Consider the following 22,292-nt stretch of genomic DNA (forward strand, 5'->3'; position numbering starts at 1 on the left):
TGGCAGTCGCGGTGGTCCTTCTTTGTTCACGGACCACGCAGGCCCGGGGGTCTCCGGGGCCCGCGGTGACGTCATGTGGCTCGACGACTCCTCAGGCGCCGCCTGCGCCTGCGACTCGCTCGATGGCGCACCGGGGAGGAGAAGGACGAGCCCTGGCCGGAACGGGGGGTCATGATGATGTCGCCCCGCGCGATAGTGGCCTGCGTCCCCCGGACCCGCGAGGAGAGGGAGATGACACCAGCGCACCACCGGGAGTCATGGGAACAGCCGGCGCCGCAGGCCAGTGGCTGCGGTCAGCTAACGATCGAGGGGCGCCCGCCGGTGGGTCGGGCATGACCTGGGCGCGCCTGCGGCAGGCCGTCTACGCTCGAAGAAGGGCGGTCGCCGACTCGGCGTGCCAGCCCGCGACAACCTGCCTCTAGCCCTCAGGGAGGTGCGGCTCATGCCGAATGACCTGACCCCGGGCGTCGACCCGACCACGACCCCGAGTGGAGACGGATGCGTGGAGTGCCTGGCTGGCGACGGACCGGGGTGGTGGCTGCACCTGCGGCGCTGCGCCGCGTGCGGACACATCGGGTGCTGCGATTCGTCGCCCTCGCAGCACGCCACCAGGCATGCCCACGAGGCGGGCCACCCCTACCTGACCAGCTTCGAGCCGGGGGAAAGCTGGTTCTGGAACGTCGAGACCGAGCAGTACGACGACGGACCGCAACTGCCTCCGCCGACCTCGCACCCGGCCTCCCAGCCGACCCCGGGCCCCCTGGGGAAGGTCCCGGGGGACTGGGAGCGGCACCTGCACTGAGCTCTTCGCCCTTCACTGCCGTTGCTCACGCGTACCTACGCGCGTGCATGCTTCTCCGCCTCGGTGTCCGGCTCTCGCAGGTGGGGGTCGGTTATGCCGCCGGGGCACGCCAGCCGGGCGACGTTCCAGCCGGCGCGTCCGGCTCCGGCCCGGTAGGCGCTTTCGTAGAAGGCGAGGACGGCTGCGCGACGATCGGCGGTGGCGCGGACCTCCTCGTAGCGCAGCACGGCCAAGTGGCTGTCGCCACGGGCGATCCACCGCGCTGACGCGGGAGTGAGCGGCTGCGCAGCCAGTTCTGCGGGCTCGGGAGCTGTGTAGGAGTAGAAGGCCGGCTCGGGGAAACTGTCGTCCCCGAACCAGAAGCCGAAGCTGATCACTTCCCGGGAGTACGCCTCCCGCGTGACCGGGTCGTTCTCCCGTGGCTGGTCGACGTGGCGATCGGAGAAACGGGTGTGAGCGATATCGAAGGTGTGCCAGAAGTGGTGGACCGGGCTTGCCTTACCCGAAAAGCGCGCCGCGAACTCTTCCAGCACAAGGGCCACTTGACTGAGAACCCGCCAGTAACGGTTTGCCTGTGCCGGATCGTAGACCGCGTGTTCGGTGTCCTCTGTGAACAGTCGAGCGGTGTCGGGCAGGTCGAACGGCCTCGGACTATCGATAACCACCCGGACGTCCAGCGCGTCCAGAGCGGTCATGACACTGTCGTGGAACGACGCCACGGATTGACCGAGAAGAGGGATGGACATCTCCCTGCCGTCCAACGACGAGACCAGCAGTTGATGGTCGACGAAGTCGAAGTCGATCGTGAAGACCGGATTGCCGTCCGCCTGCCCCATCGGGCGTGTGGTGATGCCGCGCCCGGTGACATGGAACGGGACGTTCCACCAGTGATTACGCCGGACACTCGCCGCGAGACGGATCTTGCCGACCACCTGCGCGAAGCGGTGCAGCGTTTCCTTGGTGTCCTGCCACTCACGGAGCGGTATCGGCGGGAACATCTCGATCATGTTCACTCCTGCCCTGGCGCTTCCGCCCTCAACCGATCGCGGGTCCAGTGCCGACGGGGAGCGCGGCATGATTCCGACGGAGCCGATCAGTCCACTCAGCCTGCCCGCTCCTGGGCCCTCGGGCCATCTTCAGTGACGCACAGACCGCCGGACCCTGCAAACGCCCGCACGCGGACTTCAATCTCCCGCTCGCCTCGCCGGCAGAGCCAGAGCGAGGGCGGGTGCCGCTCCCGACCGCACTGGTGGTGCCACGTCCTGGCCGCCCCCGGCAGGTGCGCTGCGCCGCCTGGTTGCCTCAACACTCACCGACAGCACCGCCCGCCGGCCGGGTCCCGGGCGTCGGCCTCGTCCGGCCCACCGCCTGAGCCTGCTCAATGCTCAAGGCCAGAGGGCTGGAGCGGCAGAGTCATTCGCCTCGCCAAATGTTGTCGAACGCCGCTTTCTCGATGGCTCGCCGTTGCCGTACGGCCTCCAGTTCCATCAACGCGTCATTGGCGGCGGCCAGCACTGTCGCCACCGCGTCGTCGGCCACGCTCGCGGAGTCCGCAGTCCGCTTGTCGCCGATCCCGACGGCCGCCGCAAGGGTGGCGAGGATGGGCTCACCCGATGTCCAGCGGACCGTCGCCAGGCGGCGATCGGGCGAATCGGCCAGCACCATCTGGCTGGTCCGGAAGAGCGTCCCACGGCGGCGTTGCCGCGTGAGCTGCCCATCCGCCTCCATGGCGGCCAGATAGGCCGACGACAGCCCGCGGCCTCTGCGCCACAGCCAGTCGCGGACCGACTCGTACGGCGCTTCTCGGACAAGCGACGACGCGGCCTCATCCAACAGGCGATCCGCTATCGCCGACCGGTGGGCCGGCACAATGTGATCGCCGTCCAGCCGGATGGCTTCGGCGGCCAGGAGGTCGATCAACTCGGCTCCCGCGAGCGCAAGCGACAGATCGCCTGGCTCCACAGGAGGACGGGGCGCGACCTCCATGGCGATGATCATCAGGTCCCGCGGTGTGGTCATGAATGGCTCCACGTCAGGGGCATCAGCGGGGCATCAGCGGCGATGCGTCTCTGAGTAGTGGGACAGTCGCTCAGTGGCGCGGTGTGCGCAATGGCAACCACGGGCGACGTAGCCCTCACGGACCCGCCTGTATGCGGTACCCCGTTCACGGCCTGGTACGCGCGTTCGCCGAGCAGGAACGGCCGAGCAGGAACGGCCGAACCGGTGCATCCGAGGGGCGGGTACGCTCCGGGACAGGTCGGGGTGGGTTTCGAAGACATCGGGCTCGCGGGATTTTTCATCGATGAAGTCGAAGGCGTTGCGGGGGGAGGGGGGCTTTCGCCGTCGTCGGCCTGCGCGGCTGATTCATCCGGATTGAGGTAGACGTGGAAGCTGGCGCCGAACTCGTCGGTGGAGTTCACGAAATTGGGGCCGGTGGTGCCATCGCCGCCGTTGAGGGGGGCAGAACACCCGGTGCACGGCGTAGGTCTCCTTCGTCAGCCAGGCGCCCCTGCCCCGGGGCGAGGGTGATGAGCCGCTCGCGGGGGCCCAGAAGGAGGCGGGCAACGCCTCGACCTCGAGGGCGGCTTGGCGCAGGTCGGCGGCAACCGGGAGCAGCGCGGTGTACACCGGGTCGCCGTCGGAGGCCATGCGGTCGATGACGTCGGCGTTGGCCCGCGCCCGTGCGGCCGCCACGAGCGCGAACGCGACCGGTCGCCGTCGTAGCCATAGGCGTCGAGCAGCAGGTGCAGACGCGCTGGACGCGCGGCTGGCGATGTGCCCCCGCTCGGCGGTCCCGACGCTTGACGCACTGCTTCGGGAGCGAGCCGGCCGCAGCGGAAGCATGAGCAACCGAGATCCACTCCCCATTCCGCTCCCGAAAGCCTCCAGACGCACTGAGAGCCTCCTACCACTATGGATAGGAGGCTCTGCCCTGCTGCTTTTCTGTCGGACGGCGGGATTTGAACCCACGATCCCCTGACCCCCAGTTGTGTTGTCCGGCGCCCTGAAGAGTCGCTGCCGCATGTGACGGGACTCTGGACGTCGGTTGGGAACGGTACACGGATGTGTGGTGCATCCAGCCGACAAGGGCGCACGCCGCGAAGCAAGTCGTTGTGTGATCGCGGCCAGCTCGAGAGACGGCTGGCCGGATTCTCACAAACTCGGCCGCCTGACAGCACCCGTCGGCGATGACGCTGGAGCGCGTCTCATCGCGCGGAAAAGACGATCCACAGGCAACGTTGTCCGGTGCCGTGCGCAGGTGCGAGCCCTCGGTGGGGGAGCCAGAACATGGGAACAGCGAATCCGCAGGTCAGCGGGGTCGGGCCTAACGGTTGAACACATCATTCAGCTGAGCCGATGACCCTACGACCGCAGTTCTCTCGTCGATCAAGGCCAGCGGTGCGCAGGGTCTCACCTCCGACCGAGCGGATAGCGGCGTACGCGCGAGGAGAATGGCCGCCCGTGACCTGGTGACAACCTCGCCATCCTCGCGGCAGACGGGCGAGCGTGGCCGCAGGGCATGTGCTCGTGCGGTCGGGTCAGTCCTGCGGAGGTTGCTGAGAGGTCGTTTTCTCCCGATATTTCATCCTGGAATTTGCGTTTGATCCTGTAGCGTCGGGTCTCGCCAGGAGATGGTGGCTTCGCCGGTGAGGCGGCGGGCCATCAGATCGGTCATAGCGAGGTGGATCATGGCTTCGGAGCGGGCGGGCAGGGTTTCGTAGTCGCGGGCCAGACGGCGGTGGAACATCAGCCACCCGTACGTGCGCTCCACCGCCCAGCGCCTCGGTAACGGAGTGAAACCCCTGGTTGCAGGGCTGCGCTGGACGATTTCCATGTCGATGCCGAGTCTGGCGGCGTGCTCGACGAGATGCTGGCGGTAGCTGCCGTCCACCCAGGCCTTGCGGATCGAGGGATGGTCGGTGGCGACCGTGTTGATCAGGTGGGTGCCGGCCACGGAGTCCTGCACGCTCGCGGCGGTGACCAGGACCGCGAGCAGCAAGCCGAGCGTGTCGGTCACGATGCTCCGCTTGCGGCCCACAATCTTCTTCGCCGCGTCCGTGCCCTGCCCCGCGACGGGGACGCTTGTGGACGTCTTGACGCTCTGCGCGTCGATGACACACGCCGACGGGTCTGCGCGCTTGCCCTCCCGGTGCCGCAGCAAGCTGTGCAACAGGCCGGTGAGCTGGGCGAACACGCCGTCCTTCTGCCACTTGGCGAAGTAGCCGTACACGGTCTGGTGGGGGGGAAGTCATGCGGCAGGTAGCGCCACTGCACACCGGTCCGGTCCACGTACAAGATCGCGTTCATGATCTCGCGCAGGTCGTGCTCGGGCGGGCAGCCGATGTCCAGAGCATCCCGTCGCCGCCTGGCCCGCCAGGCGGACAGAACCGGCTCGATCAACTCCCAGCGGGCATCGGACAGATCGCTCGGATAGGGGCGTCGCTCAGCCATGACCTGGGCATACCGCCCACAGGTTGAGTGCGTCCAGGCGCGCGGCGCTCCCGGCAAAAGCAGCGGCCCACGACAGGCGTCTTGGGATGAGACAGGCGCAAAGGCGCACCCTGCCCCAGCCGTTACCCCATACAGCACAAGCGTCACCTCCATTCCGCCCAGCCCATCGAGATGACGATCCCACCCCGAGAAATGCAGGAGAAAGCGCACCTCAAGGGAGAAAAAAACCTCTTAGACGTCGTTTCACTTGGTGAGTCGGCGGTAGTTGATCAGTGTGGTGGCGATGGCGGTGAAGGCGAGGAAGTGTTCCGCCTTGTGTTCGTAGCGGCGATGGAGCCGACGGCAGCCCGCGAGTCAGGACATCGTGCGTTCGATCACTCAACGGTGGCGGCCCAGGCGCTGTGAGGTGTCTTTGCCGCGACGCGCGATACGGGGTGTGACGCCTCGTTCGCGCAGGCATCGGCGCAGGTGGGCGTAGTCGTAGCCCTTGTCTCCGTGCAGTTTGTCCGGCCGGCGTCTGCGTGGCCCGCGCCGACTGCGGTCCGGCGGTATCGACGCGACGGGAGGCTGGAGGGCGAGGCTGTCGTGGGTGGTGGCCGCGGAAATGGCGACCGTGATCGGCAAGCCCGACCGGTTGGTGACGAGGTGGATTCTTGATCCGTTCTTGCCACGGTCAGTCGGACTCGGTCCGGTCAGGGCTCCCCTTTGAGGGCCCGGACGCTCACAGAGTCGATGACGAAGCGGGACCAGTCCAGCTCACCGCGGGTGCCGAGTTCGTCCAGGACGACCCGGTGCATGGGGGCCCAGACCCGGTCCGCGCTCCAGCGCGCGAAACGCCGGTAGACGGTCGGCCATGCCGGCCCGAACACCGGCGGGACCTGCCGCCACGTGCAGCCCGAGGTCGCCACGAACACGATCGCGGCCAGACACTCACGGTCCCCGGCGCGCCGCCGGCCACCTCCTTGCGGGCGTATCACCACCGTCTCGGGCACCACCCGCCGGAACAACTCCCACAACTCATCCGGCACCAGCCGCTCGACAAGACTCGCCATGCCCAGCACAACGACCCAACCACCAAAGGAAACGACCTCTTAGGAATTGCGGCATGATCGCTCAGTAGGGACTCGACAGCGAGGTCGTCTGTGGTGCCTGTACGAACACGACCTGAGGAGAAGCGAGTGACAGCGATCTGGGCCGGTATCGACCTGGGAAGACCCATCACCACTGCGTGGTGATCGACGACACCGACAAGCGACTGCTGTCCCGGCGCGTCGGGCAGTCGCGTTCTTCACCGAGCATCGTCGAATGCGGCTCGGGCGTGTCGCCCGGGAGAGATGCCCATGACACGCCTGAATGCGGTGTTGAACGCATGCTCGGATCCGTATCCGAGTGACCCCGCTATTCGCGCCACCGTGTCGCGACCGTGGATGAGCTTTTCTCCGGCGAGCATCATCCGCCAGCGCGTGAGGTAGGCGATGAGTGTCTCCCCGGTCCGTTTGCGAAGGCGCTCGGCGAAGGTCGATCGCGACATGCCTGCCCGCGTGGCCAGGTCCTCCACCGTCCATGGAAACGCCGGATCCGCATGTATCGCTCCGAGCGCCGCGCTCAGTCGGGGATCGGCGAGGGCGGCAAATCACCCGATGTCGTTCTCCGAGCTCTTCGACAGGTACAGACGGAGCGCTTGGACCAGCATCATGTGCGCGAGCTGTTACGCCACCAGCCACGAGCCCGGTCGGGCCTCACACAGTTCCTCCATCATGAGCTCGATAGAGCACCTCAGCCTGGCTCGATCGCCCGAGGTTTCGACTCGCATGAGGGGCGGTAGGGTCGGCAGGGCCACCTCGGCGTGGGGGCTGTTCACTTCGAAGCAACTGCCGACCATAAAGACGTCGCCGCCGCCGTTGTACGTGACGACTTCGCCGCTGCGGTTGGGGGCGAGTACTTCGCTGGCCCGTTTCGGCTCGACACCCAGGTCGCTGCCGATGGTCACGAGTCGCCGGACGTTGATGATCGCTGCACGAGTCGCGTTCCCTACCACACGACCATGATCAACGCCGCATGGCCCGCCGCGTGAGCGCCTTCGCCGCCGCGCACGGCGGCGCGGAGGGGCAGATCTCCTACCTCGGCGTCCGGGGCTACCGCCTGGTGCTGGTCGGCGCAGACGGCGGCTGGGGCGACGTGGTGGCCCCCGCCCGGGAGCCGCTGGCCCGCGCCGCCGAGCGCGCGGGCGTCACCCTCCACGACGCCTTCGACGCCGAACTGGCGGCCCGAGTGCGCACGGGGCCCTACGAGTGGCGCCGCATGGCCGGCATGCAGCTGGCCGCTGACATGGAGATCAACGCCCCCAACGCCCCCAGCCTCCTGCGCGCCTACATCGAGGCGTGGACGCGGCACGACATCGCGGGCGTGCTGGACACGCTGGCCGATGACTGCGTGGTGATCGAGTCCTACGGTCCCGAGTACCGGGGCCACGAGCGGGTCGGGCAGTGGATGCGCGCGTGGTTCGCGGCGGGCGGGTCCGTGGACGCCTGGGAGATCACGTCGGAGGCGTCGGCGGGTGGGGTGCTGACCACGGAGTGGGTCTTCACGTGCACGTGGAAGGGCGGGTCCCACACGTTCGACGGCGCGACGGTGGCGAGGGTGGCGGGCGGTGCGGGGGAGCGCATCACGTATCTGCGCGAGTACGCCACCACGGCGCCGCTGTACGACTGGACCGGCCGCTGGCTCGAGTGATCCCCACCCGCGCCCGCGGGCGGACCGGACTATCGGCCAGTCACAAGATCGCCCGACGGAGCCTGCGGGAGACGGCGCACGATCGGCTCATTCGACGCGAACATGGAACATTCGTCTGTTGGCGAAATAGCGCTTTGTTCGCTCTGCCTTACGCCCCAATGAGCCGCTGTCCCCGTATTGCCCTTCTCGACTTCGATACCCGAGTGTTGTTAACGCCTCCCACACAATCGAATCATCGAGGAGGAACCATGGTGGCCTTGCGCTACCTCACCGCCCTTATAATGGCGGGCGTGCTCGCGTCTGGTGCCGGAACAGCTCTCGCAGAGCCGGCACCAGCTGGCGACACGGTCGGCCAGGAGTCCGCGGCGTCGATTCTCGCCGCGGCCAGGTTCAGCAACGGAGGGTTTGAGTACCCCTCAATTCAAGACGGCACTGTCCAACCGTACTCGGCAGGCCAGACCCTTGGCCCGTGGGTCGTCACCGGAAACGGCGTGGACTTGAAGCGCGAGCCGTACTGGGAGACAGCCGAGGGCGTCCAAAGCGTCGATCTCAACGCGAACGGCCCGGGAGGCGTGTCCCAGACCTTCGAGACGATTCCAGGGCTGACGTACACGGTGTTCTACAGGCTCGCCGGAAACCCGGCCCCGGATCGCCTCCCGGTGGTGAAGACGGGGCAGATCCTCGCCGACGGTCAGCAGGTCGCCACCTTCACGTTCGACATCACCGGCAGGACCCGCGAGGACATGGGCTACGTCCAGCGGGCAGCGATGTTCGTGGCCAACGGCAGCACCACGGAGCTGTCGTTCGTCAGCACTACCCCCGGCGACGCCGGCCCGGTGATCGACGACGTGAGGGTGAGCTCCTGCTCCTGCTCCGGCTGACCCACGGCCAATCGGCTATCCGAGCCTCGTCGGCTCGCTCTGCGGGTCGGCGGGGCCGGGAGGCTCGCGGTCGCCCTCAGCGGGGGACCGGCGCTGCCGTAGCCCGCCCGGGAGGCGGAGGGGGAGACGTCGCTGTGCTCCTTGGGAGGGGGCGTATCCATAGCCGTAGTAGTCGCTTTCGCCCTTCGCCGGCGTCACGTTGAGGATGCTGCCGAGCACGGCGGTACGGGTGGACCGCAGAGCGCGGACGGCGTCGGCGGCCTGGCCGCGACGCGTGCGCGCGTAGCGGACCACCAGCAGGTAGCCGTCCAGCGCCGGTGCCATCGCGGGAACGTCGGCCAGCGGAAGCACAGGGGGCGTATCCACCACCACGTGGTCGAAGCTGTCGGCGAGTTCGCGCAGCACCCCGCAAAACTGGGCGGAAGCCAGCATCTCCGCCGGGTTCGGGGGGATCGCTCCGCTGGTCAGGGCCGAGAAGGAGTCCGTGGACTGCAGTACGTCCCTCAACTCCGCCTGGCCGATCATCACGGTGGTGAGCCCGGCGTCCTGGACGAGACCCAGGGTGCGCGCCAGGCAGGGGCGTCGCAGGTCGGCATCGACGAGGCACACGGAAGTGCCGAGTTCGGAGAGCGCCGCCGCGAGGTTGACTGAGATGCTGCTCTTCCCCTCACCGGGCAGTGCGCTGGTGACCGCGATGATCTTTGGTGTCCGGTCCACGTCCAGGAAGCGCAGGCTGGTGCGCAGCCGCCGGAATGCCTCCGCACGGGGGCCGAAGGCGTTGTCGCGGCCGGCGACGGGATGGTCCGAGGCCCGCGCGTCATACGGAATGCTGCCGAGTACCGGGGGCGCGCCGCCTTCGGGCAGGGATCCGGCGAGGGAGTCGGTCAGGTCGCGCCGGCTGCGCACGGAGGAGTCGCGTGACTCCCGCGCGACCGCGAAGCCGACGCCGAGGGCCAGCCCGGCCAGCAGCCCCAGGGCCAGGTTCAGCCGGAGGCTGGGGGAGGAGGGCGCCGAGGGCACGGCGGCGGGCTCGACGACGCTCAGCCGTACCGGTGACGACTCGGCCCCCACCGGCCGCTCGATCTCGGCGATGACCGTGGTGAACCGGTCGGCGATGGCGTTGCTGATGCGGGCGGCCCGGGACGGCTCGGTGTCGGTCGCGGTGATCCTGAGCAGCACCGTGTCGAGCGGAACCTCGGTGCTGATGATCCCCCCCAACTGCGCGGGCGTCATGTCGAGATCCAGCGACTCCACGACCGGCTCGGTCACCTTGGGGCTCGACACCGCCTCCGCGTAGGAACGGACGCGCGCCTGGGCGAAGCTGTTGCCTTCGTTGAGCATGATCGTGTCCTCCGTGTTCTGGAGCGACACGAAGAGGGTGGCGGTGGCCCGGTACTGGGGGACGGCGACGGAGGTGGCGAGCGCGGCGAGCGCCGTCCCCAGCGTTGCCAGCACGACGATGGCACGCCAGCGGCGGAGCAGGGCCGGCAGATGATCGAGCACATTCACAGTTTTTGTCCCCCATCGCATCCGGTACGCGCGGGCGTCATCGGAAGGAAGTTGAGCATATGCCTCATGTCTTCTGTAAGGGGGAGGCTCCCCATTACCCCTTTCGAGTGATTAAACTCGTTGAGCCGTTAGGAGGATGTTTCGCGAGGACAGAGGACGGATGTCTGATCGAAGACTGCCGGGGGGCGCCGCCAGTTCGAACAGATCTAGGAGCGTTGAGAAATGCCTAGACGATCCGTATGGCGCACCATCCTCACGGCCGTCGCGGCGGTTGCCGTTCTCTTCACGGGACCGCTGACGGGTGTGGAGGCCGCGCATGCGCAGACCTACCCACCGCCTCCTCCTCCGAGCCTCAGCCTCAATACCTTCTTCGTGGTCGCCGGTGACCCGGTGCGGTTCACGGCGAGGGGCTTCGCTCCCAACCAGCAGGTGGTCGCCGTGCTGAGGGACAGGCCGAACACGCCGCTGGGCACGTTCACCGCCGACGCGCGCGGCAATGTGTCCGGGACTGTCACGATTCCCAGGTCGACCAGCCTGGGCTTCCACACCCTGCAGCTCAGGGGTCAGAACCCCAACCTCACGGCATCGGCGAACCTGTTCGTGTTCCCGCGTTTCTTCCCTTTCGCCGAGGGGACGAGCGGGCAGGAGGATCCACAGCCTGAGAAGGCCGACGCTGATGTCGAGCCGCGCCAGGTGGGTGGCGCGGCGGCCATGGTCGCGCTCTGTGGCGGGGCATGGCTGGGAGCCCGGCGTCTGAGGAACCGGAACCGTTGACCGCCGGCTCGGCGACGCCCTTCACCCGGCGGCGCCGGCTGTCGCCACGATGCCGGGCCCGGAACCCCAGGCGGTTCCGGGCCCGGCATCTGCTGCTCGGCTGTGCTGGGCTGTTGCTGGTCGGCGCCGGCTGGCTCCTGGTCACCGGGCTGCTGGCCCGCGGCGAACTCCTCGCCGCACAGCGGGAACTGGAGACAGCGCGGCAGTCGGTCGTCGCGAACCCCGATGAGTCCCGAACGGCCCTGACGTCCGCGGCCGAGCACGCCACGCGGGCGCGCGTTCTCACCTCGGGGCCCGCCTGGTTCCTCGCCGATTCGCTGCCGGTCCTCGGCGATCCCGCCGAGACGGTGCGCGGCGCGGCGTACGCCGCCGACCGGCTGACACGGGACGCGCTGCCGCCGCTGGTGCGGCTCGTCTCCGATCTGGAGGGCGAGATCCGAGACGGCGGCGGCCTCGGGGCCGCGCTGTCCCGGCTCCGGCACGCGACCGCGGACCTGGACCGGGCGGCGCGTACCACGGAGGAGGTGCGGGCCACGACAGAGTCGCTGCCGCGCACCACCTGGCTGCCGACCGCCGATGCCCGGGACGAACTGGTCCGGCAGGTCGGGCGCCTCGCCACCGCGACCGATGACGCCGCCCTGGCGGCCCGCCTCCTCCCGCCCATGCTGGGCGACGACGGTCCGCGCCGGTACTTCGTGGTCTTTCAGAACACCGCCGAATCGCGGGGCACCGGCGGAATGCCGGGGGCCTTCGCCGTATTCACGGCCGACCACGGCGCCTTGCGTTTCGAGCACTTCGGCACGGGCTCCGAGCTGTCGGGCAGCCGGCCCGCCATCGAACTCGGTGCCGAATTCGACGCCCAGTACGGCGCCAGCGATCCCACCCGCGTGTGGGCGAACTCAAACCTCAGCCCGCACTTCCCCAACGCCGCGCGCATATGGGCGGCCACCTGGCAGGAGCACAGCGGCCAGCGGGTGGACGGCGTCATCGCGCTCGACCCCACCGCCCTGGGGAGCCTGCTCGGGGCGGCGGGCCCCGGCCGGCTGCCCGACGGTTCGGCGCTCACCGGCGACAACGTGCGCGATCTCGTCCTGCGGACCGCCTACGAGCGCTTCCAGGACGACGCGGAGCGCCAGACGTTCCTCCTCGATGTGGCGCGCACCGCCGCCACGACCCTGACCGGTGCTCTCGACGATGCCGAGCGCCTGCCCGCACTGCTCGAAGCGGCGTCCGACGTGCTGGCGGAGGAGCGCCTGAAGGTGTGGAGCACACGCCCGGACGAACAACGGCGGCTGGAGACCAGGTCGGTGAGCGGGATCCTGCCCCAGGACGCCGGCCCCTTCGCCGGCCTCGTCGTGAACAACGCCGCCGGCGGCAAACTCGACTACTACCTGGAGAGACGGCTGCGCTGGACGCCCGGACGCTGCACCGACATCGGCCGTTCAGTCACCGTGAAGATCACACTGAGCAACAACGCCCCCCGGTCAGGGCTGCCCGCCTACGTGACCCAGCGCGGCGACGACCCGGACTACCCCACCCAGCCCGGCGACAACCGGCTGCTCGTCTCCTACTACGCCTCCTCCGGCGCGTTTCTCACCGGTGCCGAGCTGGACGGCCGCACCGCGACCGTGCACAGCGGCGTCGAACGCGGCCACCCGGTCCTCACCATGGACGTCGAACTGCCCGCACAGTCCACCCGGATCCTCACGCTCCATCTGGTGGAGCCGGAGAGCGAAGGGAGCGATCGGCCGCCGACGCTGCTGCGTCAGCCGCTGGTCACCCCGATGCCGGTCACGGTGGACCCTTACCCGGTCTGCGAATGATGGGACGGCCACTCACAGTCAACCCCGCCGCTCAGTACGGCATGGGCGATCCGCCGCACCGGCTCCTCGATGCGCGCCACACACGCACGCAACCCCGACGGGTCCGTGCCGGCGGGATCCGCCACGTCGTCCGCGGCGCCCGTCACCCGGACGCTGCCGCGCCGGGCCGCCGCTGCGCCGGCGAGTGCCGTGAGCCGTGCGGCCGGGTCCGCGATCCCCTCGGCGTCCTCCTCCCGCAGCAGCCGGGCGAACTCCAGCAGCGTGAAGGCCCGGGACAGCGCCCGAACCGGGGCGAGCCGTACCGCGGCCTCGCGATGCTCGATCGAGGCGCCCAGCACCAGATCCGCGCGCTCGACCAGCTCGGCGGTCAATCGCCTGGTGACCGGCTCCGCGAGGTCGCCACCCCGGGACTGGAGGGCCGCCGCCACCGCCGCGGGCACCGGCGTGCCGGGAACGGCCGCCGTGCCCGCGCTGGTCACCCTGATCCCGGCCCGGCGCAGACCGGCCAGCCGCTGTCTGAGCAGCCCCGCCGCCACCGGTGAGCGATACAGGTTGCCGGTGCACACCATGAGGACGCTGGCACGGAATGGTTCGGACATGGCGTCAGTATGCCAATTCAGCCATGAGAAGGATATATAGGGGGCGAATGCGCGTTTCCATGACTTAGTGCGTTTACCTTGGAGCATGACGAGTGCCACGACGGCGCCACGCCCCGGTGCCGGTCGTCTTCGCGTGATGCGGGTCATCGCCCGCATGAACATCGGCGGCCCGGCCGTCCAGGTCACCACCCTGCTACGCGGTCTCGACCCGGCGCGCTTCGAGCAGCGGCTGTTCGCCGGACCGGTCGGCCCCGGCGAGGCCGACCACGTGGACAGCCGCGCCCCCGACGTACCGGTCAGCCGGGTGACGGCGCTGGGCCGGGCGGTCCGGCCCGGCGACGACCTGCGTGCGCTGCGGGAGCTCACCGCCGCGATGCGCCGGTTCCGGCCGCACATCATCCACACCCACACCGCGAAGGCGGGCGCTTTGGGACGCGTCGCGGCCATCCTCGCGCGTGTGCCCGCACGGGTGCACACCTATCACGGCCATCTCCTGCACGGATACTTCTCGCCCCGCACCACACGCATGGTCGTCCACGCGGAGCGGTGGCTGGCCCGGCACACCGACCGGCTGGTGGCCGTCGGCGAGCGGGTGCGGGACGACCTGGTCGCCGCCGGGATCGGACGGCCGGAGCAGTACGCGGTCGTGCCACCGGGGACCACGCTGCCCACGCCTCCGCCGCGTGCGGACGCCCGGCGGCGGCTCGGCTTGCCACCGGACTGCCCTGTCATCGCCTACGTCGGCCGCGTGACACGGATCAAGCGACCCGACCGGTTCCTCGCCGTCGCCCGGGAGGTGCGCCGGGCCGTGCCCACCGCCCGTTTCGTGGTGTGCGGCGAGGGCGACCTCGCCGGCGCGCTGGCCGACCAGGCCGGTGGGGACGGTGCGCTCCAGCCGCTGGGCTGGCGCGCCGATGTCGAGACGGTGTACGCGGCGGCGGACCTGGTGCTGCTCACCTCCGACAACGAGGGCATGCCCGTCAGCCTCATCGAGGCGGGCCAGGCCGGCGTCGCCGTGGTCGCCACCGACGTGGGCAGCGTGGCGGAAGTGGTGCGGAGCGGCGAGACCGGACTGCTGGCCGCGCCCGACGTCACGGAACTCGCCCGCCACACCGTGCGGCTTCTCGAGGACCCCGGTCTCCGCCGCGAGATGGGCCGTCAGGCCCGCGCCTGGACCGTGCGCCGGTTCGGCGCGGAACGCCTGATCACCGACACCGACCGCCTGTACGCCGAGATCGCCGTGGCGCGTGGATGGTGGCCGCCGCCCGTGACGGACGGCGCCGCGGCAGACAAGACCGCAGCAGAAGGAGAGGGCGAACGCACGTGAACGTTGTTGTCACCGGCGGGGCCGGATTCATCGGAGCGAACCTGTGCCGCGAGCTCACCAAACGCCCGGCCAGCCATCGCGTCACCGTCCTGGATGACCTCAGCACCGGTTCGGCGGCGAACCTGGACGGCGTCGCCGCCGAGCTGGTCGAGGGCAGTGTCCTCGACACACGCCTGCTCGACGACGTGATGTCGTCGGCGGACGCGGTCGTCCACCTGGCCGCCCGCCCCTCCGTGCCCCGTTCCCTGGCCGAGCCCGTCGCCAGCCACGAGGCCAACGCCACGGGCACGGTGCGTGTGCTGGAGGCGTGCCGCCGCCGCGGCGTTCACGTGGTCGTCGCCTCGTCGTCGTCCGTTTACGGGGACACCGCGGAGTTGCCGAAGCACGAGGCGCTGCCCACGCTCCCGCTCAGCCCGTACGCCGCCAGCAAGGTCGCCACCGAGGCGTACACACTCGCCTACGGCGCGGCGTACGGGCTGCCGGTGCTCGTGCTGCGCTTCTTCAACGTCTACGGCCCGCTGCAGCCCGCGGCACACGCCTACGCCGCCGTCATCCCGGCGTTCATCGACGCCATGCTGCGCGGGCGGCCGGTGAGCATCCTCGGTGACGGCCTGCAGACGCGGGACTTCACCTATGTCGGCACCGTCGCCCGTGTCCTGGCGGACGCGGTGGAACGCTCGGTGACCTGCCAGGGGCCGGTGAACCTCGCCTTCGGCAGCCGCGTATCGCTCCGTCAGCTCGTCGAGCGGCTCACCGCCGCCGTCGGGTCCCCGCCCCGCGAGATCCGGTACGAGGCCGCCCGCGCGGGCGACGTTCGTGACTCCCAGGCGGCCGACGGCCTGCTGCGGCGGCTGTTCCCCGACATCACTCCCGAGCCATTGGACTCCGGCCTGGCGGAGACGGTGCGGTGGTTCCGCCGGCTTCCCGGGTACGTGCCTGATCCGCGAGCCTCGGCCGGAGGTCACGCAGCGGCCGGCGCGGGCGCTGCCGCGGCACCCGACGGCCCGCCGGAGCGGGAGCCAGCGGGCCCACCGCCGGCAGCATGACCAGCGAGCCGACGAACGAGGCGCCGGCCACGGCGACGCTGCCGAGCGCGATGGCCGTCGGCAGCGGGCCGCTCAGCATCAGCGCACCGGCGAGGCAGCCCAGCGTCGCGACCCCGCACAGGAGCAGCACGGCCTGCGGCACCGTCAGTCCCACGCGCCGCAGCCGGTGGGCGGCGTGGTCGGTGCCGCCCAGCAGCAACGGCCGTCCCGCCATGCGGCGGGAGAGCATGACGAGGGCGGTGTCCACAGTGGCGATCAGGGTGGCCAACCACACGCCGAGGAGCCCGGTCGAGCGGTCGGCGTCGGCGTCGGCGTGGAGCACGACCGCCGCCGAGGACAGCGTGAAACCGAGGAAGAGGGAGCCCGCGTCGCCGAGGAATATCCGCGCCGGATGCCAGTTGTGAGCGAGGAATCCCAGGCAGGCTCCGGTCAGGGCCGCCGCCACCGTCCCGAGTCCGTCCGCGCCGCCGGACAGCGCGGAGCCGCACAGGAACCCGCCGCTGATCGCGCACAGCGACGCGGCCGCGCCATCGGTGTTGTCCAGCAGGTTGACGGCGTTGGTGGTGAAGACGATCCACGCCACGGCGAGGGCCGCGTCGATGCCGCCGCAGCCGATGAGCTCGGGACAGCCGCCCGCCGCGACCACCGTCACGGCCGCCGACGTCTCGACGCACAGCCGCAGCCCGGGGCTGAGCGAACGCAGGTCGTCGACGAGGCCGAGCACGGTCACGGCCGCGGCGGTGCCGAGGAGGATCCCCAGCGCCGGGTCGAGCAGACCGCCGACGAGCGCGGTGCCGGCACCGGCGGTGAGCGTGGCCACGGCGACCCCGACGCCGCCGAGGTACGGCGTCGGCGCGGCGTGCGCCTTCCGGCTGTCCGGCCGGTCGGTCAGGTGATGGCGGAGCGCGAGGCGCCGCAGCGGCTCCGTCACCAGCAGAACGATCAGCAGGGCGGCGCCGCCGACGGCCGCTGCCGGCCAGGCGGTCACCGGCCGTCCTCCGCGACTGGCGCCGGGGGAGTGGCCGGACTTCCCCGGCCCAGGACACCCGGCGCGTCCGCCGGCACCATGCCGTCGCGCTGCTCGCGTGCCTCCGCGATGGCGGCCGCCACCACCTCGCCGAGGGAGTGGCGGGGCCGCCATCCGGTCAGCTCGCGCAGCTTCGTGGTGTCGGGCAGTCTGCGTTCCATGTCCTCGAAGCCCGGCCCGTACGCCTCGCCATAGGGCAGGTGTCGCACCGCCGACGCGCTCCCGGCCTGGGCGATCACCCGTTCGGCGAGCTCTCCGACGGAGATCTCCTCCTCTCCGCCGATGTTGAACGTCTCGCCGTTCGCCGCCGGGTTGTCCAGCAGGAGCAGCAGCGCCGCCACCGCGTCGGTCACGTGCACGAAGCAGCGCCGCTGCCGGCCAGTGCCGTGGACGGTCAGGGATTCGCCGGCCACCGCCTGACGGGCGAAACGCGGGACGACCATGCCGTAGGCCGGGCTCTGCCGGGGGCCGACGACGTTGAAAAACCGGACGATGGTTGTCTTCAGGCCCCGCTCACGGTGGTAGAGGTTGGCCAGGACCTCGTCCACGGCCTTCGCGGTGCTGTACGACCACCGGGCAACCGACGGGCTGCCAAGGATGCGATCGGCCATCTCACCGAGCGCGCCGTGTGAATTCTTGCCATAGATTTCCGATGTGCTCGCCACCACAATCCCGCAGCCGTGGCGGTGCGCTGCGTCGATCACGGTCTCGGTGCCTCGGATGTTCGTGATGAACGACGTCAGCGGCTGTTCGATGATCAGTTTGACCCCGACGGCCGCGGCGAGGTGCACCACGGCGTCGCATTCTCGTGTCAACTCGTCCACCAGCGGGGCGTCGAGCACGGAGCCCTGAACGAGCCGGAATCCGCTGTGCTCCATGGCCGACGCCAGGTTCTCCGCTCGCCCGGTGGAGAGATTGTCGAGTACCACCACCCGCCTGCCCGCCGCCAGCAGGCCATCGACGAGATGGGAGCCGATGAACCCGGCCCCTCCCGTGACCAGGTACGTCGTGCAGTAATTCATATAGCCGTCACTCCGTCCTCTAGGGAAACTGTCGAGTCGCCCAATTGTCATACCCAGTGGAGTGATGATCCCTCAGTTATTTCAGATATGCACCCGGTTACTTAGTAAGAGTGAACCTTGGTTTCCGGTCGAGTAGCCCGGCCTTCTCGAGCGCATATAACCGAAGGAAATCAACTGGAGATTGGGGGCATAATATTATTTTCGGAGAGTGAGCCGTTGTGTGTAACGACAGGCGCTGCAGGCAGCAGAAGCTGGTGGTCGTCGGGCAGGGGTATGTCGGGCTTCCCCTGGCCGTACGGGCCGTGGAATCCGGGTTCACCGTCATTGGGCTCGACACCGACGAGTTGCGAGTCAAGCACCTCGAGTCCGGTGATTCTTACGTCGAGGATGTCAGCGACGCACGGCTGGCGGCCGCGCTCGCCACCGGCCGGTATCACCCCACGACGGACTGCGACAAGACCGCCGACTTCGACGTCTGTGCGATCAGCGTGCCGACGCCGCTGCGCGAGGGCGTCCCCGACCTGCGCTACGTCCAGCGCGCGGGCCTGACCATGGCCCCCCACATCACGCCGGGCGCCACCGTGGTCCTGGAGTCGACCACCTACCCGGGCACCACCGAGTGCTTGCTGCGGCGGCTGCTGGAAGACGGCAGCGGCCTGCGGGCCGGCTCCGACTTCCACCTCGGCTACAGCCCTGAACGCATCGACCCCGGCAACACCCGCTGGCGCCTTGAGAACACCCCCAAGGTGGTCGCCGGTATCGATGCCGCCTCGCTGCGCAGCATCGAGCGCTTCTACGCCCACATCGTCGAGCGCACCGTGCCCGTGGCCTCCTGCCGCACCGCCGAGCTGTGCAAGCTGCTGGAGAACACCTTCCGGCACGTCAACATCGCACTGGTCAACGAGCTGGCCATGGTCTCCAGATCGCTGGACGCCGACATCTGGGAGGCCATCGAGGCCGCCGCGACCAAGCCGTTCGGCTTCATGCCCTTCCGCCCCGGCCCCGGTGTGGGAGGGCATTGCCTGCCGATCGACCCCTGCTACCTGTCCTGGCAGGTCAAGCGGCTGCTGCGGCAGGACGTCAGAACCATCCAGCTGGCCAACGAGATCAACGGCACCATGCCCGAACACGTCGTGACGCGGATCGGCCGGGGCCTGAACGCGCGCGGCAAGCCGGTCAACGGCTCCCGCGTCCTGCAACTGGGCCTGGCCTACAAGAAGAACACCGGCGACATCCGCGAGTCGCCGGCCCTCGCGCTGACACGGTCCCTGATCGGGCTCGGCGCCCGGGTGGTCGCCGTGGAACCGCATACCGACCCCGCACTGCTGCCCCAGGACATCACCCGGGTCGAGTTGACCGAGGCCGAGGTCCGCGCGGCCGACGTGGTGGTTGTCGCCACCGACCACGACGCCTTCGACTACGCGCTCGTTGAGCGGGCCGGGGCGTACGTGTTCGACACGCGCAACCGCTGCCGCCGCGGTGAGCGCGTCGAGGTGCTGTAGGGCGTGCCCGGCGTGGCATCGCGGATCCCTCCGGGACGTCCCCCGCGGTCCCGGGTCGCGGGCATCCCGCTCCCGCGGCTGTCGTGGCGGCCCCACCTGGCCGCCTTCGCCTCGCTCACCGCCGCCGGCCAGGCCGAGTCGGTGCTGTCGTTCGTCACCACCGCCACGTTGATCCGGATCGCCGGCCCGGCGGAGGCGGGCCAGGTGTTCTTCGCACAGTCCGTGGCGACGGTCTGGTTCCTGGTGTGGGACCCGCGCATGGAGGACGCGATGCAGCACTTCGTCCCCGCCGCGCAGCGGGGCGGCCCGGGCCGGGGTACCCGGCTCTACCACCGGCTGCTGCGCGTGGACGTCGCGACGGGCGCGGTGGCCACGGCTGTCGGCGTGGCGGCCGCGATCACCGTCACCGCCGCCGGGTTGCTCCCCGGGGATCAGGGCACGTTCCTCGTGCTGGCGGTGCTGGCGGCGGGCATGGCCACCCCCTCGGGCAGTGCGTCGGCCGGCTACGCCCTCGCCGACCGGCTGTCGCGGCTCGGCCGGATACGCGTGGCGCTGGCCCTGGCAGGGTGCGCGGTGACGCTGGTGGCGGTGCTGGCCGCCGGGCCGGTCGGCTACCTGGCGGCGGGCGCGGTCTCGGGGCTGGCGGCCACGACGCTGCTCACCGCCGACGCCTGCCGCCACGTGCGCCGGGCCTGCGGCGTTCCCCGCGGCGGGGGAGGCGACGGAGGGCACGACGCCCGGCTGCCCGCGGGCCTGGTCCCCTTCGTGGTGAAGAGCTCGGCCACCGCGTCGGTGGCCGTGGCCGCCGAGAACGGCATCGCGCTGCTGGCCGGGCTGCTCGGCGGACCCACCCTCGTGACATACCTCAAGGTTGTCGCCGCCCCGGGCCGCCTCCTCGCCAGTGTCGTCAACCCCGTGTCCGCACAACTTCACCCGCGCCTGGCGCGGGCACGCGCCCGTGGCCACGGCGCGGCGGTGACGCGCGACGCGCTCCGCTCCAGCGCGCTGACGTCCGCCGTGGGCGTGGCCGGCGTGGCGCTCGCGGTCCCCTTGTCCAGCCCGGTGCTCGGTCTCGTCTACGGCCCGGCGTACGCGGCGCTGGCCACGCCCGCCGTGGTGCTGCTGGCCGCGGCCGCGCTGCGGGGCGTGGTCGTGTGGGCGAAGGTGCTGCCGGCGGCGATGGGCCGTCCCGGGGTCCGGCTGGCCTTCGTGACGGCCGAGGGCCTGGGCTCGCTGGGCCTGCTGGTGGCCGCGACCCGGATCTGGTCCGGCGCCTCGGCCGCGACGGCCGCCTTCGCCTGGGGCTTGCTGTGCCTGGTGGCCCTCAGCACCGTCGGCTGGTTCGCCGCCCTGCGGTCTCTCGTCAGGGCGATGCTCCCGCCGAGCGCGCCGGCGGAGCCGAGCGGCGACCGGTCGACGGCGGATGCCGCTCCTTGAGCGGCCCGTCCCCGGGCGGCGCGTCGTCTGTCCCGCCGAGGCCCAGGCCGGCGTAGACGAAGAACAGCAGCGTCAGCATGGAACCGGCGAAGAACGTCAACTCCGAGAGGGACATGGCGAGCACGGCGACCGTGAACAGCAGCGGGGCGCCGCGGGGGGCGGCGAGCAGCGGGCGCAGCAGCGCGGCCAGAAACAGCGTCAGCAGGAGGAGGCCCGGGACTCCCGTGAAGGCGAAGACGCTGACGAACAGGTTGTAGGGCCTGACCTCCTCGGGAGTGTCCGACAGGTGCTGCCTGAGGTGCTCCATGGACGAGACCTCCCCCCAGCCGCTCCCGAAGACGGGGTTGGCCAAGCCGTCGCGGATCCCGTTGCCGATGCTGTGTACCCGGTAGCCGATGCTGTCCTCGTTGAGTCCGAACCGCCGGGAGACCCAGTCGACGATCGTGAACCCCAGCACCGCCATGCCCAGGAGGAGGGTGACGAGCCGGACCAGCGACGGCCTCGGCAGCCGCCAGACGACGAGCACGACGAGCACGGCGAACCACACGCCGCGAGTCTGGGTCAGGAAGATCCCGCCCAACAGGGCCGCGGCGACGACCCAGCGGCCGGTGAACCGGAGTTCGCCGGTGAGCAGAGGACACAGCGCGGCCAGCAACAGCGCGCCGGTCTGCGCCGGATCGCCGATGTCCAGGCCCACCAGGCGGGTCTGTCCCTGAAGCACGCCGCCGGCGAGGTTGACCAGGGCGTAGCAGAGGACGACGCCGTAGACTGCCCGCCGCTGGACGGCCCCGCCGCGCGACAGCGCCAGGAACACCGCGGCGTAGACGCCGATCCGCAGCAGCGGCGTGACGGAGACCCCGGCGATGACCGTGGCCAGGAAGGACCAGCCCAGGAAGAGCGCCAGGGACGGGCCGACGAGCCGGCGCGCCGCCGCCTGGCGCGGCAGCGCCGGCGCACGCACCAGATACACCAGCAGCAGCAGGTCGCTGGCGAGCAGCGGCCCCGCCACCGGGGCCGCGAGCGCGGCGGTGCCCAGCCCGTGAACCGTCACGATGGCCGCCATCAGCAGCACGCCAGGCGGCAGCAGCAGAGCGGCGACGGCCGCGACCGCCCCGACCAGGGGTACCACCCCCCACCCCGCGTCACCCCCCGCCTGGGCTGCCCCGGAATCCGGCGACGCGAGCAGGCCGGCGACGAGATCACTGTGCGCGGCGAGGCTGTACGTGAGCAGCAGCAGGGCTGCCGCCACGCCCGCCAGTGGCAGGGCGACATCCCGGGACGGGCTCCGCATCACATGACGTCGCATGACACCTCCGCCTGCGCTCCCGACGACGGCCGCGCCCAGTCTGCCGCGCCGC

18 protein-coding genes and 3 pseudogenes are annotated in these 22,292 nt (G+C 70.4%); 9 read left to right on the top strand and 12 right to left on the bottom strand.

Annotated elements, in window-relative coordinates:
* The first annotated feature begins 442 nt into the window (after positions 1–442).
* Entirely contained in the window at positions 443–802 is a 360-nt protein-coding gene (locus ACTWQH_RS01435; RefSeq protein ID WP_443284397.1) for a UBP-type zinc finger domain-containing protein, read from the top strand.
* Between the two features lie 35 nt (positions 803–837).
* Here ACTWQH_RS01435 and ACTWQH_RS01440 read toward each other — a convergent pair whose 3' ends face one another.
* The 7 genes and pseudogenes from ACTWQH_RS01440 to ACTWQH_RS01470 form a co-directional block, all read right to left on the bottom strand.
* On the bottom strand, positions 838–1,806 hold the full coding sequence (locus ACTWQH_RS01440; RefSeq protein ID WP_443284457.1) for a DUF5996 family protein: 969 nt from the start codon (positions 1,804–1,806) through the stop codon (positions 838–840).
* A 409-nt stretch (positions 1,807–2,215) separates the two neighbouring features.
* Entirely contained in the window at positions 2,216–2,821 is a 606-nt protein-coding gene (locus ACTWQH_RS01445) for a GOLPH3/VPS74 family protein (protein ID WP_443284398.1), read from the bottom strand.
* A 345-nt stretch (positions 2,822–3,166) separates the two neighbouring features.
* The gene (locus ACTWQH_RS01450; RefSeq protein WP_443284399.1) at positions 3,167–3,496 is read right to left on the bottom strand and encodes a hypothetical protein; all 330 of its coding nucleotides are present in this window, start codon (positions 3,494–3,496) and stop codon (positions 3,167–3,169) included.
* A gap of 889 nt (positions 3,497–4,385) precedes the next feature.
* A pseudogene (locus ACTWQH_RS01455) lies at positions 4,386–5,254 on the bottom strand (IS5 family transposase).
* 243 nt (positions 5,255–5,497) lie between these two features.
* Positions 5,498–6,312: pseudogene (locus ACTWQH_RS01460) on the bottom strand (IS5 family transposase).
* A gap of 230 nt (positions 6,313–6,542) precedes the next feature.
* Complete coding sequence (locus tag ACTWQH_RS01465; protein WP_443284458.1) at positions 6,543–6,863, bottom strand: helix-turn-helix transcriptional regulator; 321 nt, start codon at positions 6,861–6,863, stop codon at positions 6,543–6,545.
* A 99-nt stretch (positions 6,864–6,962) separates the two neighbouring features.
* A complete protein-coding gene (locus ACTWQH_RS01470; protein WP_443284400.1) occupies positions 6,963–7,244 on the bottom strand; it encodes a cupin domain-containing protein in 282 nt (93 codons plus the stop codon).
* Positions 7,245–7,312: 68 nt separating this feature from the next.
* Here ACTWQH_RS01470 and ACTWQH_RS01475 point away from each other — a divergent pair, with 68 nt between their 5' ends.
* Both ACTWQH_RS01475 and ACTWQH_RS01480 read left to right on the top strand, forming a co-directional pair.
* Positions 7,313–7,987 carry a nuclear transport factor 2 family protein gene (locus ACTWQH_RS01475; RefSeq protein WP_443284401.1) on the top strand — a complete coding sequence of 225 codons (675 nt, stop codon included), beginning with the start codon at positions 7,313–7,315 and terminating at the stop codon, positions 7,985–7,987.
* A gap of 248 nt (positions 7,988–8,235) precedes the next feature.
* A complete protein-coding gene (locus tag ACTWQH_RS01480; protein WP_443284402.1) occupies positions 8,236–8,868 on the top strand; it encodes a choice-of-anchor C family protein in 633 nt (210 codons plus the stop codon).
* 15 nt (positions 8,869–8,883) lie between these two features.
* On the opposite strand, the gene ACTWQH_RS01485 is transcribed toward ACTWQH_RS01480, so the two are convergent.
* Entirely contained in the window at positions 8,884–10,371 is a 1,488-nt protein-coding gene (locus ACTWQH_RS01485; protein ID WP_443284403.1) for a polysaccharide biosynthesis tyrosine autokinase, read from the bottom strand.
* A 228-nt stretch (positions 10,372–10,599) separates the two neighbouring features.
* On the opposite strand from ACTWQH_RS01485, the gene ACTWQH_RS01490 reads away from it, so the two are divergent.
* Both ACTWQH_RS01490 and ACTWQH_RS01495 read left to right on the top strand, forming a co-directional pair.
* Positions 10,600–11,151 carry a hypothetical protein gene (locus ACTWQH_RS01490; RefSeq protein ID WP_443284404.1) on the top strand — a complete coding sequence of 184 codons (552 nt, stop codon included), beginning with the start codon at positions 10,600–10,602 and terminating at the stop codon, positions 11,149–11,151.
* Between the two features lie 113 nt (positions 11,152–11,264).
* The gene (locus tag ACTWQH_RS01495; protein ID WP_443284405.1) at positions 11,265–12,974 is read left to right on the top strand and encodes a DUF4012 domain-containing protein; all 1,710 of its coding nucleotides are present in this window, start codon (positions 11,265–11,267) and stop codon (positions 12,972–12,974) included.
* Here the strand turns inward: ACTWQH_RS01495 and ACTWQH_RS01500 are convergent.
* Positions 12,956–13,573 (bottom strand): arsenate reductase/protein-tyrosine-phosphatase family protein, encoded by a 618-nt coding sequence (locus ACTWQH_RS01500; RefSeq protein WP_443284406.1) that lies wholly within the window; start codon positions 13,571–13,573, stop codon positions 12,956–12,958. The two genes, ACTWQH_RS01495 and ACTWQH_RS01500, sit on opposite strands and share 19 nt — an antisense overlap.
* A gap of 136 nt (positions 13,574–13,709) precedes the next feature.
* On the opposite strand from ACTWQH_RS01500, the gene ACTWQH_RS01505 reads away from it, so the two are divergent.
* Together ACTWQH_RS01505 and ACTWQH_RS01510 are read left to right on the top strand one after the other, a co-directional pair.
* Positions 13,710–14,900, top strand: a complete 1,191-nt coding sequence (locus tag ACTWQH_RS01505) for a glycosyltransferase (RefSeq protein WP_443284407.1) — start codon at positions 13,710–13,712, stop codon at positions 14,898–14,900.
* Entirely contained in the window at positions 14,897–15,946 is a 1,050-nt protein-coding gene (locus tag ACTWQH_RS01510; RefSeq protein ID WP_443284408.1) for an NAD-dependent epimerase/dehydratase family protein, read from the top strand. Before ACTWQH_RS01505 ends, ACTWQH_RS01510 begins: the two co-directional genes overlap by 4 nt.
* A 328-nt stretch (positions 15,947–16,274) precedes the next feature.
* Here ACTWQH_RS01510 and ACTWQH_RS01515 read toward each other — a convergent pair.
* Both ACTWQH_RS01515 and ACTWQH_RS01520 read right to left on the bottom strand, forming a co-directional pair.
* A pseudogene (locus ACTWQH_RS01515) lies at positions 16,275–16,934 on the bottom strand (glycosyltransferase family 4 protein); the annotation flags it as partial.
* Positions 16,931–17,995, bottom strand: a complete 1,065-nt coding sequence (locus tag ACTWQH_RS01520) for an NAD-dependent epimerase/dehydratase family protein (protein WP_443284409.1) — start codon at positions 17,993–17,995, stop codon at positions 16,931–16,933. The gene ACTWQH_RS01520 and the pseudogene ACTWQH_RS01515, both read right to left, overlap by 4 nt.
* A 218-nt stretch (positions 17,996–18,213) precedes the next feature.
* On the opposite strand from ACTWQH_RS01520, the gene ACTWQH_RS01525 reads away from it, so the two are divergent.
* Together ACTWQH_RS01525 and ACTWQH_RS01530 are read left to right on the top strand one after the other, a co-directional pair.
* Positions 18,214–19,497: a nucleotide sugar dehydrogenase gene (locus ACTWQH_RS01525; RefSeq protein WP_443284410.1), complete on the top strand. Its 1,284-nt coding sequence runs from the start codon at positions 18,214–18,216 to the stop codon at positions 19,495–19,497.
* Positions 19,498–19,509: 12 nt separating this feature from the next.
* Entirely contained in the window at positions 19,510–20,934 is a 1,425-nt protein-coding gene (locus tag ACTWQH_RS01530; protein WP_443284411.1) for a lipopolysaccharide biosynthesis protein, read from the top strand.
* On the opposite strand, the gene ACTWQH_RS01535 is transcribed toward ACTWQH_RS01530, so the two are convergent.
* Positions 20,861–22,240 carry an O-antigen ligase family protein gene (locus tag ACTWQH_RS01535; RefSeq protein WP_443284412.1) on the bottom strand — a complete coding sequence of 460 codons (1,380 nt, stop codon included), beginning with the start codon at positions 22,238–22,240 and terminating at the stop codon, positions 20,861–20,863. The two genes, ACTWQH_RS01530 and ACTWQH_RS01535, sit on opposite strands and share 74 nt — an antisense overlap.
* Positions 22,241–22,292: the final 52 nt, after the last annotated feature.

The sequence above is a fragment of the Streptomyces sp. 6N223 genome (assembly GCF_052246635.1).
GTDB lineage: Bacteria > Actinomycetota > Actinomycetes > Streptomycetales > Streptomycetaceae > Streptomyces.

What these genes read in the sequence shown, in the direction of transcription:
- ACTWQH_RS01505 (WP_443284407.1), top strand. Translation starts at nt 13,710, where the DNA reads ATGCGGGTCATCGCCCGCATGAACATCGGCGGCCCGGCCGTCCAGGTC.
- ACTWQH_RS01520 (WP_443284409.1), bottom strand. Translation starts at nt 17,995, where the DNA reads ATGAATTACTGCACGACGTACCTGGTCACGGGAGGGGCCGGGTTCATC.
- ACTWQH_RS01500 (WP_443284406.1), bottom strand. Translation starts at nt 13,573, where the DNA reads ATGTCCGAACCATTCCGTGCCAGCGTCCTCATGGTGTGCACCGGCAAC.
- ACTWQH_RS01480 (WP_443284402.1), top strand. Translation starts at nt 8,236, where the DNA reads ATGGTGGCCTTGCGCTACCTCACCGCCCTTATAATGGCGGGCGTGCTC.
- ACTWQH_RS01535 (WP_443284412.1), bottom strand. Translation starts at nt 22,240, where the DNA reads ATGCGACGTCATGTGATGCGGAGCCCGTCCCGGGATGTCGCCCTGCCA.
- ACTWQH_RS01435 (WP_443284397.1), top strand. Translation starts at nt 443, where the DNA reads ATGCCGAATGACCTGACCCCGGGCGTCGACCCGACCACGACCCCGAGT.
- ACTWQH_RS01490 (WP_443284404.1), top strand. Translation starts at nt 10,600, where the DNA reads ATGCCTAGACGATCCGTATGGCGCACCATCCTCACGGCCGTCGCGGCG.
- ACTWQH_RS01445 (WP_443284398.1), bottom strand. Translation starts at nt 2,821, where the DNA reads ATGACCACACCGCGGGACCTGATGATCATCGCCATGGAGGTCGCGCCC.
- ACTWQH_RS01475 (WP_443284401.1), top strand. Translation starts at nt 7,313, where the DNA reads ATGGCCCGCCGCGTGAGCGCCTTCGCCGCCGCGCACGGCGGCGCGGAG.